This is a genomic window from Candidatus Thiodictyon syntrophicum (assembly GCF_002813775.1).
Taxonomy (GTDB): domain Bacteria; phylum Pseudomonadota; class Gammaproteobacteria; order Chromatiales; family Chromatiaceae; genus Thiodictyon; species Thiodictyon syntrophicum.
On sequence record NZ_CP020370.1, the window covers coordinates 1287926 to 1305240 of the forward strand.

The following is a 17315-nucleotide window of genomic DNA, read 5'->3' on the forward strand; positions in this document are numbered from 1 at the left end:
GCTCCCACGTTTCTGGCTCCCACGTTTCTGGCTCCCACGCTCCAGCGTGGGAGCAAGTGCCGACGCTCCTGCGTCGCGTCGGCATGCGGGAAGCTGCCGCGGCCAAGACTTCATTTCCACGCGGAGCGGGGGAACGAGAAACGGCGGCGACTCTGAAAAGCCCAGCGGGGATTGCGGTCAATGGATGAGTGGTACAGGACGACCCTCGGCGACTTATGCGCGGTTGGGATTTGCGAGCTACAAACAGGTCCTTTTGGCTCGCAGTTGCACGCCCATGATTACTTGCCTGATGGCGTAGCAGTGGTGCCGACCGAGGCGATTCGGGCGCGACGTATCGACCACTCGGTGCTGCCAAGAATCGCTGAAGAAAAGGCGACTTCGCTTGCTAGGCATCGACTCCAAAGCGGTGATATTCTGTTTGCCCGCAGGGGTGTGCAGGCTACCGGGCATATCGGCGTCATACGCGAAGCAGAATCCGGTTTCATTTGCGGAACAGGTGCTATCCGACTTCGGGTTGAATCAAGAAACGACAAGATAAATACCGAGTTCCTCTCACATCTTCTCGCTGATCCGGCTGCAATCGAGTGGTTTAAGTTCCATGCGATCGGGGCGACGATGCCGAACCTGAACGAGGGGATCATTCGCTCTTTCTCAGTCTTGCTTCCGCCGCTCCGTGAACAACGCGAAATTGCTCGGGTGCTCAGCGCCCTCGATGACAAGATCGACCTGAACCGCCGCATGAACGAAACGCTGGAGGCGATGGCGCGGGCGCTGTTCAAGGACTGGTTCGTCGATTTCGGCCCGACCCGCGCCAAGCAGGAGGGCATGGAGCCGTACCTCGCTCCGGATCTGTGGTCCCTGTTTCCCGAGCGACTGGATGTCGAGGGAAAGCCGGAAGGGTGGCAAGCGTTTCTCTTAGAACATATCGCCGAACACTGTAAGGGAACGGTATGTCCTTCTGATCGCCCCGATAACCTCTTCGAGCACTACAGTTTGCCTGCCTTCGACAAGGGGCAGAATCCAGCCATGGACCTTGGGCAGACCATCAAGAGCAACAAGACCCCCGTCCCCAAAGGCGCTGTCCTGCTTTCAAAACTAAATCCGGAAATCCCTCGGGTTTGGCTGCCGGACGACTTGACGGACACGCCGCAAATTGCATCGACTGAGTTTCTGGTCTTCCTACCGAAGGCCCCATCTGGACGGGCGACCCTGTATTGCTTGTTCCGAGATGCAGGCTTCAAACGGATGCTTGAGGGGATGGTTACCGGCACCTCCAAGAGCCATCAGCGTATATCGCCTCCGGCCTTGCTGAAGCGGCGTGTACTCTGCGGATCGAACTCGGCACTTGCCGCACTGGAGTCGGTACTGGCTCCAGCGCTGTCTCGCTTGCGATCGAATAGAGCGGAATCCCGCACCCTCGCCCAAACCCGCGACCTCCTCCTCCCCAAACTGATGTCCGGCGAGATTCGCGTAGAGGATGCAGAGAAGACCATGGAGGCCCACCTATGACTCAAGATCATCTGCTAGCAGCGACCGACCGTGAAGAGGCGCTGTCGCGTGCCTATGTCCAGGCAGTCGCAGCCGGTGCCGGCTATCTGGTCGCAACCCGCGACTTCGACCGCGACGGGATCGACTGCGAGATCAAGGCCGGCGGCCACATGCGGCCGGCGCTCGGCATCCAACTCAAGGCGACGGTGAATCTCGGCGAGTGCCGCGACGGGTGCTACCGCTACCCCCTCAAGCGCCGCAATTACGATTGGCTGCGCGGTCCCAGCCAGGCACCGCGACTCCTGGTGGTGCTGGCCCTGCCCGAGCAGGAGACCGATTGGCTCAGTGTTTCCGCGGCGCAACTCGTCATGCGGCGCTGTGCCTATTGGGTCTCGCTGGCGGATGCACCGGAAACCACGAACCAGACATCGGTCACCGTGCTGCTCCCCGAGGTCAATCGACTCGATATCGCGTCACTGCGCAAACTGATGGATCAATCCAGAACAGGTTTCATTCGATGAACATAAAGATCGTCGACGCTGCGGCCCTGCGGGCCATTACCCCGGCGGCATTGGCCGCCTACGCCCGCGGCGAGGGTTGGATACGCACCGGGACCTATGGAAAGTTCGCGGATGTCTACACCGCGGCGGAGCGTCCTGAACTCTTGATTCCCCGCACCGACCTGGTGGCAGACTATGCCAGCGTGGTGTTGGAACTGATCACGCTCCTGGCCGCATCATGCGGCCGGGACCAGTTCGCCCTGTATCGCGATCTGATCGGCGCCGATCGCGACCTCGTGCGCGTTCGTGCCCGCGGTGCGGACGACCACGGAAGCCTGAGTATCGACGCGGGTGTGGGGCTCGTCAGCTACGCCCGTGAGCTGCTCTTGGCCGCCGCCTGTGCGGCGAGCAATCCGCAGTCGCTCTACCGGGCGGGGGCCAACAGGGAGGCCAGCGACTACATGAACCGCGTGCGGCTGGGTCAGACCGAGCAGGGCAGTTTTGTCGTGACCCTCCTGGCGCCGGTGCCGCCCCTGTTGCAGGCCCCGCTCGATGCGGCCTGGACGGATTTCGAGGACGAGCCCTATGACCGTAAGGTCACACGCCGGTTGATGGATGGCTTGGAGGCGTGCCGATCCGCGGCGGAATTGGCGAGCGCCGGCAACGGTATGGTCGAGTTCGAGCGGGGGGTCGACCGCGGGGTCAGTGCCAATCTATGCGAGGCGGTCGCCAAGTTGGTCGAATACTCGGCCGGCCTGGAAGTCGGCGTGACCTGGGCGCGGACTCGCCCGGGGCCGCAGGTGCACCGCAAGGTGAGCTTTTCAACCAGTGACGCCGAGATCCTGAAAGAGGCGGCGCGCACCTTTCGCGCGCACCGCTCGCGTCAGGATGTGGAACTGTTCGGAACGGTGTATAAGCTCCAGCGTGACCAGGCGCAGTTGGCGGGACAGGTGACACTCAAGGCGCTGGTCGACAAGCGAATCCAGTCCGTCAAGGCGATGCTGGATCAGGCAAGTTACAGTCTGGCCGTGCAGGCTCATGACCGCAAGCTGCCGGTCGTCGTGCGCGGCGATCTGGAGCGGGTGGGCCAACGTTGGCAACTGAGCGGTGCGGAGTTGCTGAATGTGGGCACGGAGGACGAGAACGAGGACGACGCTGTCGGCGAGGTGACCTGAATGAGCTATCTCTCGGAAGCCGATCTGGAGGCTGCCCTGCTGGACCAGTTGCACGGCCTGGGCTATACCCGCACCACCGACGCCCGGATCGGCCCGGACGGCAGCGCCCCCGAGCGCGAGGCGTACTCTGAGGTACTGCTGCTGGGGCGCCTGAGGACCGCGATCGACCGGCTCAACCCGCAGATCCCCGCGCAGGCCCGCCACGATGCCTTGATGCAGGTGGTGGCGACCAAGTCGCCCTCGCTGATCGAGGAAAACCGGCGCCTGCATAGGCTCATGGTCGAGGGGGTCGGGGTGGAGTTCTACGCCGAGGATGGGACCATCCGGGGCGACCGGGTGCGACTGGTGGACTTCGCCGACCCGGACGCCAACGACTGGCTGGCGGTCGCCCAGTTCACCGTGATCGAGAACGGGATCAAGCGGCGCGCCGATGTGGTGCTGTTCGTCAACGGCCTGCCGCTGGCAGTGATCGAATTGAAAAACGCCGGGGACGGGCAGGCGACACTGCACGGCGCATTCAATCAACTCCAGACCTACAAGGCGCAGATTCCCTCACTGTTTCGCACCAACGCGGTCCTGGTCACTTCCGACGGGCTGAGCGCGCGTCTCGGCTCGCTGACGGCGAACGCGGAACGCTTCATGCCCTGGCGGACCACCGATGGGCGCGGCATCGCGCCGAAGACGGCGCCGGAACTCCCGGTCCTGATCGAGGGGGTCTGCGAACGCCGCCGCTTCCTGGACCTGCTCCAGTCATTCATCGTCTTCGCCGACACCGGCGGCGGCCTGGTCAAGATCATCGCCGGTTATCACCAGTTCCATGCCGTGCAACTCGCCGTGGCATCCACGGTGCGGGCCATTGCCCCGGCCGAGCCGGGCATCGGCGAAGACCCCGAAACCTATGGGCTGCGCGGGGTGAGAGACTACCGGCGCGGGGATCGGCGGGTGGGGGTGATCTGGCACACCCAGGGCTCGGGCAAGAGCCTGCTGATGGTCTTCTATGCCGGGCAACTGGTGCGCCGCGTGGAATTGGAGAACCCGACCATTGTGGTCATCACCGACCGCAATGACCTGGATGACCAGTTGTTCGGCACCTTCGCGCAGTGCGCCGAGCTGATCCGCCAGACGCCGATTCAGGTGAACAGCCGCGAGGACCTGCGCGCGGCGCTGAACCGCGCCTCGGGCGGCGTGATCTTCACGACCATTCAGAAGTTCGCGCCGGCCCCGGGGGAGACGGCCTATCCGCTGTTGAGCGACCGGCGCAATATCGTCGTGATCGCCGACGAGGCGCACCGCAGCCAATACGGTTTCAAGGCCCGTCTGGACCGCCGGAGCGGTGAGATCGGCTACGGCTTCGCCAAGTACCTGCGCGATGCCCTGCCCAACGCCTCCTTCATCGGCTTCACCGGGACGCCGATCGAACGGGACGATGTCAACACCCCGGCGGTGTTCGGCGACTATATCGATATCTACGACATCAGCCGCGCGGTCGCGGACGGCGCCACGGTGCCGATCTATTACGAGAGCCGCCTGGCCCGCATCGAACTGCCGGAGGCCGAGAAGCCGCGCATCGACGCCGAGATCGCGGACCTCACCGAGGACGACGCGGAAACCGAGCAGGAGCGCCTGAAGCGCAAATGGTCCACGGTGGAGGCCCTGGTCGGGTCCGAGCGGCGGCTCGCGCTGGTGGCCGCCGACCTGGTGCGGCACTTCGAGGACCGGGTGGCCGCCCTGGACGGCAAGGCGATGATCGTCTGCATGAGCCGGCGGATCTGTGTCGCACTCTACCGCGCCCTGGTCGCGTTGCGGCCGGACTGGCACGCCGACGACGACCAGGCCGGGCTACTGAAGGTGGTCATGACCGGATCGGCCGCCGATCCGCTCGACTGGCAGCCGCACATCGGCAACAAGGCCCGCCGTGACCTGCTCGCCAAGCGCATCAAGGACCCGAATGACCCGCTGCAACTCGTGATCGTGCGCGATATGTGGCTGACCGGTTTCGACGCGCCCTGCCTGCACACCCTGTATACGGACAAGCCCATGCGCGGCTCCGGGCTGATGCAGGCCATCGCGCGGGTCAACCGGGTCTTTCGCGACAAGCCCGCGGGCCTGATCGTGGACTACATCGGCATCGCCCAGAATCTCAAAGAGGCCCTGGGCCAGTATTCCGCCACGGATCAGGGCCAGACCGGTATCGACGAGGCCGAGGCGGTCGCCGTACTGCTGGAGAAGTACGACGTGGTGGCGGCCATGTACAACAGTTTCGACTATCGCCGGGGTCTGGCGGGGACGCCGCACCAGCGCTTGGTGGTGATGGCCGAGGCTATCGAGTGGATTCTGGCGGGGCAGCACCAGGCGGCCGAGCGGGAACAGACCGCGGAGGCCAAGAAACGCGCCCACCGCCGCTATCAGGACGCCGTGTTGGCACTGTCGAAAGCCTTCGCGCTGGCCGCGGCGAGCGATGAGGCACGCGCCATCCGCGACGAGGTTGCGTTCTTTCAGACTATCCGCGCCGCCTTGACGAAGTCGGCCGGCGGATCGGGCCAGGGGGGCGGGGCGGATCGGGATTTCGCCATCGCCCAGATCCTCGACCGGGCGGTGGTCTCCACCGAAATCGTCGACATCCTGGCCGCCGCCGGGCTGACCACGCCGGACATCTCCATCCTCTCGGAGGAATTCCTCGCCGAGGTGGGGCAACTGGAGAAGAAGAATCTGGCCCTGGCGGCGCTGCGCAAGCTCCTGAACGATGAGATCCGCGCGCGTTCCCGCTCCAACCTGGTCGAGACCCGGCGCTTCTCCGAGCGCCTGGAGGCGGCCATCGCCCGCTACCACACCAACGCCGTCAGCACGGTGGAGATCCTCCAGGAGTTGATCAACCTGGCGCGCGACCTCCGCGAGGCGCGCCAACGGGGCGAGGCCGCGGGCCTGTCGGCGGATGAGATCGCCTTCTATGACGCCCTGGCCGAGAACCAGAGCGCCATCGAGGTCATGGGCAACGATCGGCTCAAGGTCATCGCCCACGAACTGCTGACCAGCCTGCGGGGCAGTGTCACCGTGGACTGGTCCCACCGTGAAAACGCCCGCGCCCGGATGCGCATCCTGGTCAAGCGCATCTTGCGCAAGTATGGCTACCCGCCGGACCTGGAGAGTGCCGCCGTGCAGACCGTCCTGGCCCAGGCCGAGGCCCTGTCGGCGCAGTGGGCGGCCTGAGGCGAGCGTTGAGTTAGCCGCTCGGGTCTTGATCATAACCGCGGCCACGCATCCTGGCGGCAACCCGTCGCGGCCGGGGGCCGCTCCTACGCCGTAGGAGCGGCCCCCGGCCGCGACGGATGTCACGCGCGTGCCGGATGCAGCTGGCAGCCCTCCGCGGACGAGGCCGTCACGCACTTGGCCAACCCGGCCTGGAGCGGCAGATCCCCATCTGACCGTTCGCTGACGATCCCGCTCAGCTTGTGCCTAACCGCCCGGCCTTACGCTGTGCCCAAGGTCGCAATCGTCCGCGGCCTGGTCACGCCAACACAGCGTCAGGAGTATCAGTAATGTACAGCTACCCAATCCACTGCCGGAACCAGCGTACCATCTCCAAGGTCCGCGCCCGGCGGCCGTCCCGGTCGGCTACCCGCTACCGCATCGAGCGCGACCTGAAGGTTGCCGATATGATCGCCCGCGCCATTGCGGACAACGGGTCCCAGCTCTATCGCGGTGCCTGATCCTGACTTCTGGACGGGCGCCCTTCAGGCGCCGGTGCCCGGCGGCCCCGGCGGCTCAATCGAGGAACAGGTTGTCGCCCCCCGGGCGGCGCGGGGCCGGCGCGGCCTGGCCGCCCGGCGGTGTGCCGCCGGTGCCGCGGCCCTGGCCCGCCCCCGACCGCGCGCCCCCCGCGAAGGGCTCCCAGCCGAGCCGGGTCAGTTCCGGCTTGGTCCAGGGGCCGGTCATGCGGTACTGATAGCTGGCCAGGCGGTCGAGGGCGCCGCCGCTGAGCCGGTCCACCAGGTAGACCGCCGCCCCCACCACTGGGCCGCCGGCGACACCGCTTGCCAGGGCGACACTGGTGCCGATGCTGGGGACGACGGTGACCGTCTGGTCATAGGTGCGGGTGCGCAGGTCCGCGAAGCCGCTGACGCGGATGTCGCTTGAAGGTCCCGCGATCTCAAAGGTCTGCAGGCGGGCCTGGCCGCTGCCGACCGCGATGCGGCCGGTGATGCGCTCGAAGCCGAACCCCTGCTCATAGAGGTCGGTGAAGTCCAGGGACAAGCGGCGCCGCAGTTCACCCAGGTTGAGGAACCCGAGCACCCGGCCCATGCCGGGGTCCACGTCGAGCAGCCGCCCGGGTCCCACGTTCAACTCGATCCGGCCGGTCGCGCGCCTCAGGGCAAAGGCGGCGAAACCGCCCGGCCAGGTGAGCCGCAGGCGCGCGTCCACCGGGGCGCGGCTCAACAGCGGGGCATAGTCCAGGGCGCGCAGCAGGGGGCCGGTATCCGCGGACTTGAGATCGAGGGCGAGCCGCCCGCGCCCGCCGCCGGGCGCGGCCAGCCAGTCGGCGTCCCCCGTGAGCCTGGTGTCGCCGGGGCCTTCGAGGTTGATGCGGGGGACCCGGACCCCGGCGGTGTCGGAGCGGACCTCCAGGCCCAGGCGGCCGAGCCCGGCCGCGCCCCAGCGCAGGTCCGCGACCCGCAGATCGAGCGACGGCGGGCGGCGGGCGGGGGCGGCGCGCGCGGGGGCGGGGGCGGGGGCGGCGTCCGGGTCGTCGGCGACGGGTACCAGGGCCTTCAGGTCCAGACGCTCCAGGTTGAGGTCCAGGGGCGAGGCGGGGGCGCCGCGGCCGGGCAGCCGGACCTGTCCCGCGAGCTCGCGCGACGCAACGCGCAGGTCCCAGCCGCCGCTGTCGGTGGGGGCGGCCTGCACCCGGGCCTCGGTAAGCGTGGCCCCGCCCAGGTCCAGGCGGCCGATCCGCAGGTCCGTGGACACCGGACCCAGGGTGTCGCCGGGGGCGCCCGGCGGCCCAGCGCCGGCCCCCAGCCGGACCGCGACGCGCTCCCACCAGTCCGACCAGGCCGGCAGGTCGAACGCCGGCAGGGCGCCGTCGATGACCAGCCCGGGCGCCGTCGGTGGCGTCGCCCGCGCCTCCCCCAGGGTCACCCGGGCGCCCTCCAGGCGCGGGCGCGGCCCGGCCAGATCCAGGTTCAGGTCCCAGGCCAGGGGCTCCATGCGGCCGGTGATGGACAGGCGGCGGCCCGGGACCAGGGCGCCGGTCAGTTCCAGGGGGCGCGGCGGCGCCGCGGTCTTGCCCAGTGGGGCCGGCAGGTCCAGGGTCAGGCCGCGCAGGTCCGAGCGCAGGGTGAAGCCGAGCGGCAGCGCGGCGGTCTTGACATCGGTGTTGCGCACCTCGATCCCCAGGTCCCAGTCCAGGTCCCCGCTCGCCAGCCGCCAGAAGGGCGAGGGGAAGCGGGCGGCCAGCAGCGCGGCCGGCATCCGGGCGCGGGCCTGGATGCGGGTCGCGGCGGACTCCGGGTCGCCGGGGTTGCTGGTACTGATGGCGAGTGTGAGCGGCCGGCCCCAGAGCTTGGCGCGGATGGCCGGCGCGCTCACTGAGTCGAGCGTAAACCGCAGGTCCCCCGCGAGCCCGGTCAATTGCACCGGCGTGCCCCGCAGGGTGAGGCCGGCGGGCGCGGGCCAGGACAGGCGCCCGTCCAGGCCCAGGGTCCCGCCCGGCTCCAGGGGTACCTCCAGGTCCAGGGCCAGTTGCGAGTGACCCGTGACCTCCAGTGACCGCCCCAGGGGTCCCAGGTGCTGCGCCAGCGGCGTGTCCGTGAGGACCTTCAAACCGTCGGCAAAGGGGCCGCTCCCCTGGGCGTGGATCGCGAGCCGCCGCGGGTGCCAGAGGTCGGGGATGCCGGCCCGGCCCTGGCTCAGCGTGGTCTCGTAGATGCGCCCGCGGTCCAGTTGGATCTCGAGCCCCTCATCGAGGAACCGCAGGTGCCCAGTGGCCGCCGTGATCGGCGGCCAATCGGGCAGGTAGTCGAGCACCATGGTCCGGTAGTTGAGCAGCAGCTCGAAGATTCCTTCCTGGGCGCGAAAGGGATAGTGTTTCAAGGGGCCGCGCAGCACCAGGTCGCCCCGGGTCACGGTGCCGGAGACCAGTGCCCGGGTAAGCCAGTCAATCAGTTGCGGGTGCAGCACCCCGACCGGGAGATAGCGCCGGGTGGCGGCGACATTGGCGTCCTGGATGCTCGCCCGCAGGTCGATGACGGGGCCGTCGGACGCCGTGTCCGCGGGTCCGGGCAGCACCAGGGTGAAGCGCGCCTGCCCGGTGAGGTCCGGGTTGGCGAGGGTCAGGTGCGTGCCCGTCAGGCGCCACGCGCCGGTGGGATCGCGCACCCAGGCGAGTTCCCCGCCGAGGCGCTCCAGGCGCAGGGGTGGGTCGAACAGCGGGCGCAGATCCAGTTGCAGCCCGGCGCTGCCGAGCGTCATCAGGCCCCCGTCCTGATCCGCCCGCAGTTGCGCGTCCAGGCCGGTGAGGCCCGGGAGCGGCGCGTGCCGCTCCAGCGCGAGCCCGCGGACCTGGGCCGCGACCTGCCAGGTCGGCGCCCCCGCGGGGGGCATCAGCACCAGTGCCGCCAGGCGCTCGACCCGTCCGCGCGGATTCAGGGCGGCGAGCAGAGTCGGGTCCAGCGGCCCGGGCGCCGCCAGTGACCGCGGCCAGGCGCGCAGCAGCGGGCCGGTCACGGCCTGCAGGTCGAAGCCGGCAGACCCAAAGGCCAGGGCGCGCGGCCGCCGGTCCGCGGACAGGCGCAGATCCAGTTCCAGGTCCGGAAACCCGGCCCCATCCACCGCGAGCCCCAGTTCGGCCGCCTGGAGCCGCCAGCCGCCGTCCTGCGGGGTGACGCGGACCAGGCCGTCGAGGCGGTCCAGGGAGAGCGCGGCCGTGGCGGCAGTGGCCGGGGCCGCGGCGGGCGCCGTGGCTGGCCGGCCCGCGCCCCCCGTCGCCGCGCCGCCGCCGGGCAGGCGCAGGGTGACGGCGCGCATCCCGACCCGGTTGAGACTCTCCCGCAGCACCCCCTGCTCCACCTGATTCCAGCTCTCCAGGTGGACGCTGCGGCTGCGCAGCAGGTCCGGATCGAGCAGGGTCCAGGGTACCAGGGGGGCCAGGTCCGCACCGTTGAGACTCAGATAGACCTGCCCGCCCCACTGACGCGTATCGGCCGCATCGCCGCGCAGGTCGGCCAGCACCCGCAGTCGGGTGTCGTCGGGTGCGGCCGGTGTCGGCGTCGGCGTCGGCGTCGGCGTGGCCGCGGGCACCGGGTGGGCGAACAGCTCGAACTGATGCAGGGGCCCGTCGTTGTGCAGGCGCAGGCGCACCTGGGTCAGCCGGACCACCGCGCCGCCCGCGGCGTCGTCGATGATCAGGATGTCGCCCCCGGTGAGATTGAGCTGGCCCTGGCTCAGGAACACCCGCAGGGCGTCCGGGTCATCCGGGCGCAGCGCGCCGAGTCCGACCAGGCTCAGCCGCCCGTCCAGGGCACGATGCACTGCCAGGTGGGCCCCCACCAGGGTCAGGGAGCGCAGCCGGGGCTGCCAGGCAACCAGGGAGGCGATAGGGTCCAGGTCCAGTTCCAGGGCGTCGAGGCGCAGGAGATCGGCCCCGGTCTGCGGGCAGGAAATGACCACATTGTCCAGCACCAGGCGCGGCGACCAACCGGCGAGACGCAGCCTCAGGGTGGCGACCTGGAGCGGGTAGTGGAGCTGCCCGGACAGGGCCCGGGTCAACTCGTCGCGATACCGGTCGGCGACCGGCAGGGCCAGGCGCAGCACCGTCATGAGGACGGCGAGCAGGATCAGGCCGAGCAGGCCGAGCCGCAGGAGCCAGGCGAACAGCCGGCGCGTCAGTAATTTCATTGCAATGGGGAAATGGACAGGATTAACAGGATTTACATGATTTTGGATGGCTTGCAGCGCGACGTCTTCATCCTGTTGATCCCTCAGGGCCGGACGGGGCATTCGCCCCGTCCGCAACGTTTTCTCCAGACCTAGGGGTTCGTATCAAGGCTCGGCATCGAATCAAAGGATGGGGACGGGGCGAATGTCCCGTCCCGCCCCGAACGTTAACCCCTTCTGGCTCCCACGCTCCTGCGTGGGAGCAAGTGCGGGCGCTCCGCGTCCAGGGCCAAGACCGGACGCGGAGCGCCCGCACTGCATTCCCACGCTGGAGCGTGGGAACGAGAATGAGTGCATCGCTTCTCCGATGTCGTTGTCGTTGTCGTTGTCGAGGTTGTCGTGGCGCCCGGATTCTCTCGCACCCAACAGGGCATCGCTTCTCCGATTACGATTACGACAACGACAACGACAACGACAACGACAACGACAACGACAACGATTGGGTTGACTTGATCTTGGTTCGTTGATTAGATGAGCACGATGTCGTACTGCTCCTGGGTATAGAGCGACTCCGCCTGCAGCCGGATCGGCCGCCCGATGGACTCCTCCAACTCCGCCAGGTGGGCGGACTCCTCGTCCAGCAGCCGGTCCACCACCGCCTGGGAGGCCAGCACCAGCAGGGTCTCGACGTCGAACTGGCGCGACTCGCGCATGATCTCCCGGAAGATCTCCGAACAGGTCGTCTGCGCGGTCTTCACCGACCCGCGCCCGCCGCAGCAGGGACAGGGCTCGCACAGGACGTGCTCCAGGGATTCGCGCGTGCGCTTGCGGGTCATCTCCACCAGCCCGAGCGAGGAGACCTCCGTAATGTGGGTCTTGGCGTGGTCGCGCGCCAGGGCCTTCTCCAGCGCCCGCATGACCTGCCGCTTGTGCTCCTCCTCGGTCATGTCGATGAAGTCGATGATGATGATGCCGCCCAAGTTGCGCAGGCGCAGTTGTCGGCAGATCGCCTGGGCCGCCTCCAGGTTGGTCTTGAAGATGGTCTCTTCCAGGTTGCGGTGTCCGACGAAGGCCCCGGTGTTGACATCAATGGTGGTCATGGCCTCGGTCTGGTCGATCACCAGGTGCCCGCCGGACTTGAGGCTCACCTTGCGCTGCAGGGCCTTCCTGATCTCCTCCTCTACCCCGTAGAGGTCGAACAGCGGGCGCTCCCCCTGGTAGAACTCGATGCGGTCCTTGATGTCGGGGATGTACTTGGCGGCGAAGGGGACGGCCTTGTCGACCATGGCGCGGGAGTCGATGCGTACCCGCTCCACCTCCGGGGTCACCAGGTCGCGCAGGGCGCGCAGGGCCAGCGGCAGGTCGTCGTGGATCAGGCCGATCGCGGTGGCCTGCAGGCAGCGCTCCCGGACCCCGCGCCACAGCTTGGCGAGGAAGTCCATGTCCTTGAACAGCGACTCCTCCCCCACCCCCTCCGCGGCGGTGCGGGCGATGAAGCCGCCGTGACCCGGGTGGGTCGCCACATAGCGCTCCAGGATGTCGCGCAGGCGGCGGCGCTCGTCTTCCTCGTCGATCTTCTGGGACACCCCGGTGCTTGCGAGTGCCGGCATACACACGAGATAACGCGAGGCGACCGAGACGTTAGTGGTCAGGCGCGCGCCCTTGGTCCCCAGGGGGTCCTTCACCACCTGCACCACCAGCTCGTCACCCTCGCGGACCAGCTCGTGGATGTGGTCGCCGCGCGGCTCGCCGTCGGCGCTGATGATGTCGGAGGCGTGCAGGAAGGCGGCCCGCTCCAGCCCGATATCCACGAAGGCGGCCTGCATCCCGGGCAGGACCCGCACCACCCGGCCCTTGTAGATATTGCCCACCAGACCGCAGCGCTCGGCGCGCTCGATGATGAGCTCGTGGACCACCCCGCCCTCCACCACGGCGACCCGGGTCTCCGGCGGGGTGACATTGATCAGGATCTCTTCACTCACCGGGACACCTCGCGCGTGGGCGGGATCAGCTCGATGCCGGCCTGCCCCAGGAGCCGGGCGGTCTCGAACAGCGGCAGCCCCATGACCCCGGAATAACTGCCGGTGAGACCGGCGATGAAGAGTGCGCCCAGGCCCTGGATGCCATAACCGCCGGCCTTGTCGCGGGGCTCGCCGGTGGCCCAATAGCGCAGGCATTCGTCCTGGGTGAGGGTGCGGAAGGTCACGCGGCTCTCGCTGAGATCGGTGCGCTCCCCGTCCGCCGCGATCAGGGCCACGGCGGTCAGCACCCGGTGGCAGCGCCCGGACAAGAGCCCCAGCATCGCGAGCGAGTCATCGAGGTCCGTCGGCTTGCCGAGGATGCGCTCACCCACCACAACCGCGGTATCCGCCCCCAGGACCGGCCGGGGGTCGTCACCCGGGAGCCGCGCCCGCGCCCGCCGGGTCTTCTCCAGGGCGAGGCGCAATACATAGTCCTCGGGGTGCTCCCCCGGGTGGCGGGTCTCGTCGCAGTCCGCCGCCGCGACCGCGAAGCGCACCCCGATCTGGGACAGCAGCTCGCGGCGCCGCGGTGAGCGCGAGGCGAGATAGATCTGGGGCTCGGCATCGGTCATCTTTAACTCGTTAAGGGAATGCTTGTCGCGTCGTTGTCGTTGTCGTTGTCGTAATCGAGGTTATCGTAGCGCCCAGGATTCTCTCGCACGCCGAATTGCATCGTTTCTCCGATTACGATCACGACAACGACAACGACAACGACAACGACAACGACAACGATTGTGTTTCACTTGTTCTTGACTCGTTACTAAGCCCGGTGATAAGGATGTCCCTTGAGCAGCGTCCAGGCCCGATAAATCTGCTCCGCCAGGATCACCCGCACCAGCGGGTGCGGAAAGGTCAGCCGCGACAGTGACCAACACTGATCGGCACGCGCCAGCGCGGCTGGCGCCAACCCGTCCGGCCCCCCCACCAGCAGGGCCAGGTCCCGCCCGGCGCCCAGCCAGGCCTGAAGCTGCAGGGCCAGGTCCTGCGTGCTCCACCCCTGCCCGCGTCCGTCCAGGGCCACCACCCCCGCCCCCTTGGGGATCAGCTTGCAGAGACGCAGCGCCTCGTCCTCCCGCGCCAGGTCCGGACCGCCCGTCTTGCCCCGGCGCAACGGCTCCACCTCGATCAAGTGCAGCGCGCACTCCGGCGGCAGCCGCCGGGCATAGTCCTGATACCCGGCCTCGACCCAGGCCGGCATCCGGCGCCCGACACAGAGCAGATGGATACGCACCGGCGCCGACCCGTGCCGGGCTCAGTCCAGGCCCGGCCCCAAGACCAGGTCCGCGGGTATGCGCAGCAGCCGACAGCGCCGCGGGTCGGCACTCGGCAACAACATCGGTTGATCGGCCATCTCGTCACCCTCCGAGCGCTGGATTCATGGGCCCGCCCCCCGCGGCGGCCGACATGGCCGTAGCTGGCACGGATCATAGCCGCAGAACGCGGTCCCGGCGAATCGGCCTCCGCCGCGACGACCCGCGGGCCAGGATGCGGCGTGCGCCCGCCGCTGGTCTTGTCTTCCCTCCCGGCGGTGTCGGTGTCCCGCGGGTGCTGCGCGGTCTGCACCCCTAGACCAGCCCCCTGCCCCGCCCACCTCGCACACGTCTCGATCCTGCTCCCGGATTGTGATCTTTGCCGGGAGCGGCCTTTTCGGGCTTCCTGGTAAGATAGCGGGCTAGCCCTAAGAATTGAGTATCGAAACCATGTCCGAGACCTTGCGTATCGCCACCCGCAAATCACCGCTCGCCATGTGGCAGGCCGAGCATGTGACCGCCGTCCTGGTGGCCGCCCACCCGGGGTTGCGGGTGGAGATCATCGGGATGACCACCAAGGGGGACCGCATCCTCGACGCGCCGCTCGCCAAGGTCGGCGGCAAGGGGCTGTTCGTGAAGGAACTGGAGCAGGGGATGTTGGCCGGGGAGGCGGACCTCGCGGTGCATTCCCTGAAGGACGTGCCGGTGGAGTTCCCGGAGGGCCTGCACCTGCCGGTGATCCTGGAGCGCGAAGACCCGCGCGACGCCTTCGTCTCCAACCGCTTCGAGACCCTGGACCAGTTGCCCCAGGGCGCCTGCGTGGGCACCTCGAGCCTGCGCCGCCAGTGTCAGCTCGCCGAGCGTCGCCCGGACCTGCGCATCGAGCCGCTGCGCGGCAACGTCAACACCCGCCTGGCCAAGCTCGACGCGGGCGACTACGACGCCATCATCCTGGCCGCGGCCGGGCTGATCCGGCTGGGCTTCGAGGCGCGCATCAGGAGCTTCATCACCGCCGAACAAAGCCTGCCGGCGATCGGCCAGGGGGCCATCGGCATCGAGTGCCGCGCCGTCGACCCGCGCGTTCATGACCTGATCGCCATGCTCCATCACGAGCCCACGGCCCTGCGGGTGCGCGCCGAGCGGGCCATGAACGCCCGCCTGCACGGTGGCTGTCAGGTGCCGATCGCGGGCTACGCGACCCTGGCCGACGGACAACTGCACCTGCGCGGCCTGGTGGGCGACCCGGACGGCTCGCGCATCCTGCGGGCCGAGGCGCGGGGTCCGCAGGACGACCCTGAGGCGCTGGGCACGGCGGTGGCGGACGCCCTGCTGGCCCAGGGCGCGGGCGAGATCCTGAGCGCCCTGCAAGAGCAATGAGCGGCACCCAGCCGCTGGCGGGGATCGGGGTCTTGGTCACCCGACCCCAGGCGCAGGCGCAGCCGCTGTGCCGCCTGATCGAGTCGGCGGGCGGTCGGCCGCTGCCCTTTCCGACGATTGAGATCTGCCCGGTCGCCGACCCGGAGCCGGCCCGCATCCTGCTTGGCGAGGACTGGGACCTGATGGTCTTCACCAGTCGCAACGCCGTCGAGCTGGCCCTGGCACTCGGGTTCGAGGGCGCCTGGCCGCGGGTGACACGACTGGCGGCGATCGGGCGCGCGACCGCCGCCGCCCTGACCGCGGCCGGGCGCGCGCCCGACCTGGTCCCGCCCGAGCGCTTCGACAGCGAGGCCCTGACGGCCATGCCCGAGTTGGCGGCGATGGCCGGTCGGCGGGTCCTGATCGTGCGCGGGGAGGGCGGACGCGCCCTGCTCGGGGAGGTGCTCGCCGGCCGCGGGGCCCGGGTCCAGTTCGCGGAGATCTACCGGCGGGTGCGCCCGGCGGTCGACGCCCGCGCCCTGGTCGCCGACTGGCCGACGAGGGTCGGGCTCGCCATCGCCACCAGCGACGAGGTCCTGCTCAATCTGGTCGAGATGCTGGGTGCCGATGGGCACGACCTGCTGCTCGCCACCCCGCTCGTGGTGATCAGCGAGCGCACCGCGGCGACCGCACGCGGTCTGGGCTTCCGCCGGGTGCGGGTGGCCGAGCGCGCCGAGGATCAGGCGATCGTCGCGGCGCTCGGTGAGTTGGCGGGGGGCGCCGCGGCGTATTCCGACGAGTCATAAGGGGTTCGCCTACCCGGACGAACCCGAGGGCGATGACCTTGGCCCACCGCGTGGCCAAAGACATCATGCGCCCGCCATCGCAAATCGCTCCTGATGTACCACCGATCAGACCCTTGCCGCGTTCGATGCCTACCTGGCGGAACTGGGCCGCAATCCGAGGTGTCCACGACCAGGATCTATACGCAGGTGCTCGATCGCGGGGGTCAGGGGGTGCAGCGTCCGTCGGATGCGTTGGGCTGGGGAACAGTTCACGGGACTGTGTTCAAGGCCGCCTCCGGGTCTATTGGTGGCCATGCGCGTGCTTCTCGTCGGGGATGACGCGCGCCTGCGGATTGGGGAAGCGCTCGACCACCCAGGCCGGCAGTTTGGCTTGGTTGGCGTGATAGAGGGCGTCGGATTCGGCGATCACGAGGATCAGGACCGTGACCATGACCGGCAGGATGCCGGTGCCGACGACGATGGCGATGGCGGCCTCTTTCATCATGCCGCCATAGGTGTGGGCGCCCCAGCCGAGCGCGATGATTGCGAGCAGCAGGAGCAGCATCAGGATGAAGATGTGGGCGCGGCGGGCGCAGACCTGCCAGTGGCACATCACGTACCAGTGGTCGGTACTCTGGGAGCGCTTGGCCCGCCACAGGATGTAGCCGAGCAGGCTGAATGAGATGAGGGGGATGACGGCCATCACCCAGGGGAAGGAGCCGGCGATGCCGCCGAGCCCGACGGTCATCAGGATGTGATTGCCGATGAGGTTGGTAAGGAAGACCTCATGGGGGACCTTTGCCAGGTTGATCTCGTCGGGGCTGACGGCGAAGCGCATGTGGGGTTATTCCGAGCGGGAAGGGGGCGG

12 protein-coding genes are annotated in these 17315 nt (G+C 68.6%); 7 read left to right on the forward strand and 5 right to left on the reverse strand.

Annotated elements, in window-relative coordinates:
* Positions 1-180 precede the first annotated feature (180 nt).
* The 5 genes from THSYN_RS05600 (at position 181) to THSYN_RS33465 (ending at position 6870) form a co-directional block, all read left to right on the forward strand.
* A complete protein-coding gene (locus tag THSYN_RS05600; RefSeq protein WP_100918262.1) occupies positions 181-1509 on the forward strand; it encodes a restriction endonuclease subunit S in 1329 nt (442 codons plus the stop codon).
* The gene (locus THSYN_RS05605; RefSeq protein WP_100918263.1) at positions 1506-2009 is read left to right on the forward strand and encodes a DUF4365 domain-containing protein; all 504 of its coding nucleotides are present in this window, start codon (positions 1506-1508) and stop codon (positions 2007-2009) included. Before THSYN_RS05600 ends, THSYN_RS05605 begins: the two co-directional genes overlap by 4 nt.
* Positions 2006-3163: a hypothetical protein gene (locus THSYN_RS05610; RefSeq protein ID WP_100918264.1), complete on the forward strand. Its 1158-nt coding sequence runs from the start codon at positions 2006-2008 to the stop codon at positions 3161-3163. The genes THSYN_RS05605 and THSYN_RS05610 overlap by 4 nt, the downstream gene beginning before the upstream one ends.
* Entirely contained in the window at positions 3164-6370 is a 3207-nt protein-coding gene (locus tag THSYN_RS05615) for a type I restriction endonuclease subunit R (RefSeq protein ID WP_100918265.1), read from the forward strand.
* A gap of 329 nt (positions 6371-6699) precedes the next feature.
* Entirely contained in the window at positions 6700-6870 is a 171-nt protein-coding gene (locus tag THSYN_RS33465) for a hypothetical protein (protein WP_157817476.1), read from the forward strand.
* A gap of 55 nt (positions 6871-6925) precedes the next feature.
* On the opposite strand, the gene THSYN_RS05620 is transcribed toward THSYN_RS33465, so the two are convergent.
* From THSYN_RS05620 to rlmH, 4 genes are all read right to left on the reverse strand, one after another.
* Positions 6926-11056: a YhdP family protein gene (locus THSYN_RS05620; RefSeq protein WP_157817477.1), complete on the reverse strand. Its 4131-nt coding sequence runs from the start codon at positions 11054-11056 to the stop codon at positions 6926-6928.
* Positions 11057-11562: 506 nt separating this feature from the next.
* Complete coding sequence (gene rng / locus THSYN_RS05625) at positions 11563-13017, reverse strand: ribonuclease G (protein ID WP_100918267.1); 1455 nt, start codon at positions 13015-13017, stop codon at positions 11563-11565.
* On the reverse strand, positions 13014-13628 hold the full coding sequence (locus THSYN_RS05630; RefSeq protein ID WP_100918268.1) for a Maf family protein: 615 nt from the start codon (positions 13626-13628) through the stop codon (positions 13014-13016). Before THSYN_RS05630 ends, rng begins: the two co-directional genes overlap by 4 nt.
* Before the next feature lie 188 nt (positions 13629-13816).
* Complete coding sequence (gene rlmH / locus THSYN_RS05635; RefSeq protein ID WP_100918269.1) at positions 13817-14287, reverse strand: 23S rRNA (pseudouridine(1915)-N(3))-methyltransferase RlmH; 471 nt, start codon at positions 14285-14287, stop codon at positions 13817-13819.
* 469 nt (positions 14288-14756) lie between these two features.
* Between rlmH and hemC the strand changes: the two genes are divergently transcribed.
* Positions 14757-15683: a hydroxymethylbilane synthase gene (hemC, locus tag THSYN_RS05640; RefSeq protein ID WP_100918270.1), complete on the forward strand. Its 927-nt coding sequence runs from the start codon at positions 14757-14759 to the stop codon at positions 15681-15683.
* Complete coding sequence (locus THSYN_RS05645) at positions 15680-16468, forward strand: uroporphyrinogen-III synthase (protein WP_100918271.1); 789 nt, start codon at positions 15680-15682, stop codon at positions 16466-16468. The genes hemC and THSYN_RS05645 overlap by 4 nt, the downstream gene beginning before the upstream one ends.
* Positions 16469-16748: 280 nt before the next feature.
* Here the strand turns inward: THSYN_RS05645 and THSYN_RS05650 are convergent, their stop codons facing one another.
* Positions 16749-17285 (reverse strand): hypothetical protein, encoded by a 537-nt coding sequence (locus tag THSYN_RS05650; protein WP_100918272.1) that lies wholly within the window; start codon positions 17283-17285, stop codon positions 16749-16751.
* Positions 17286-17315 lie beyond the last annotated feature (30 nt).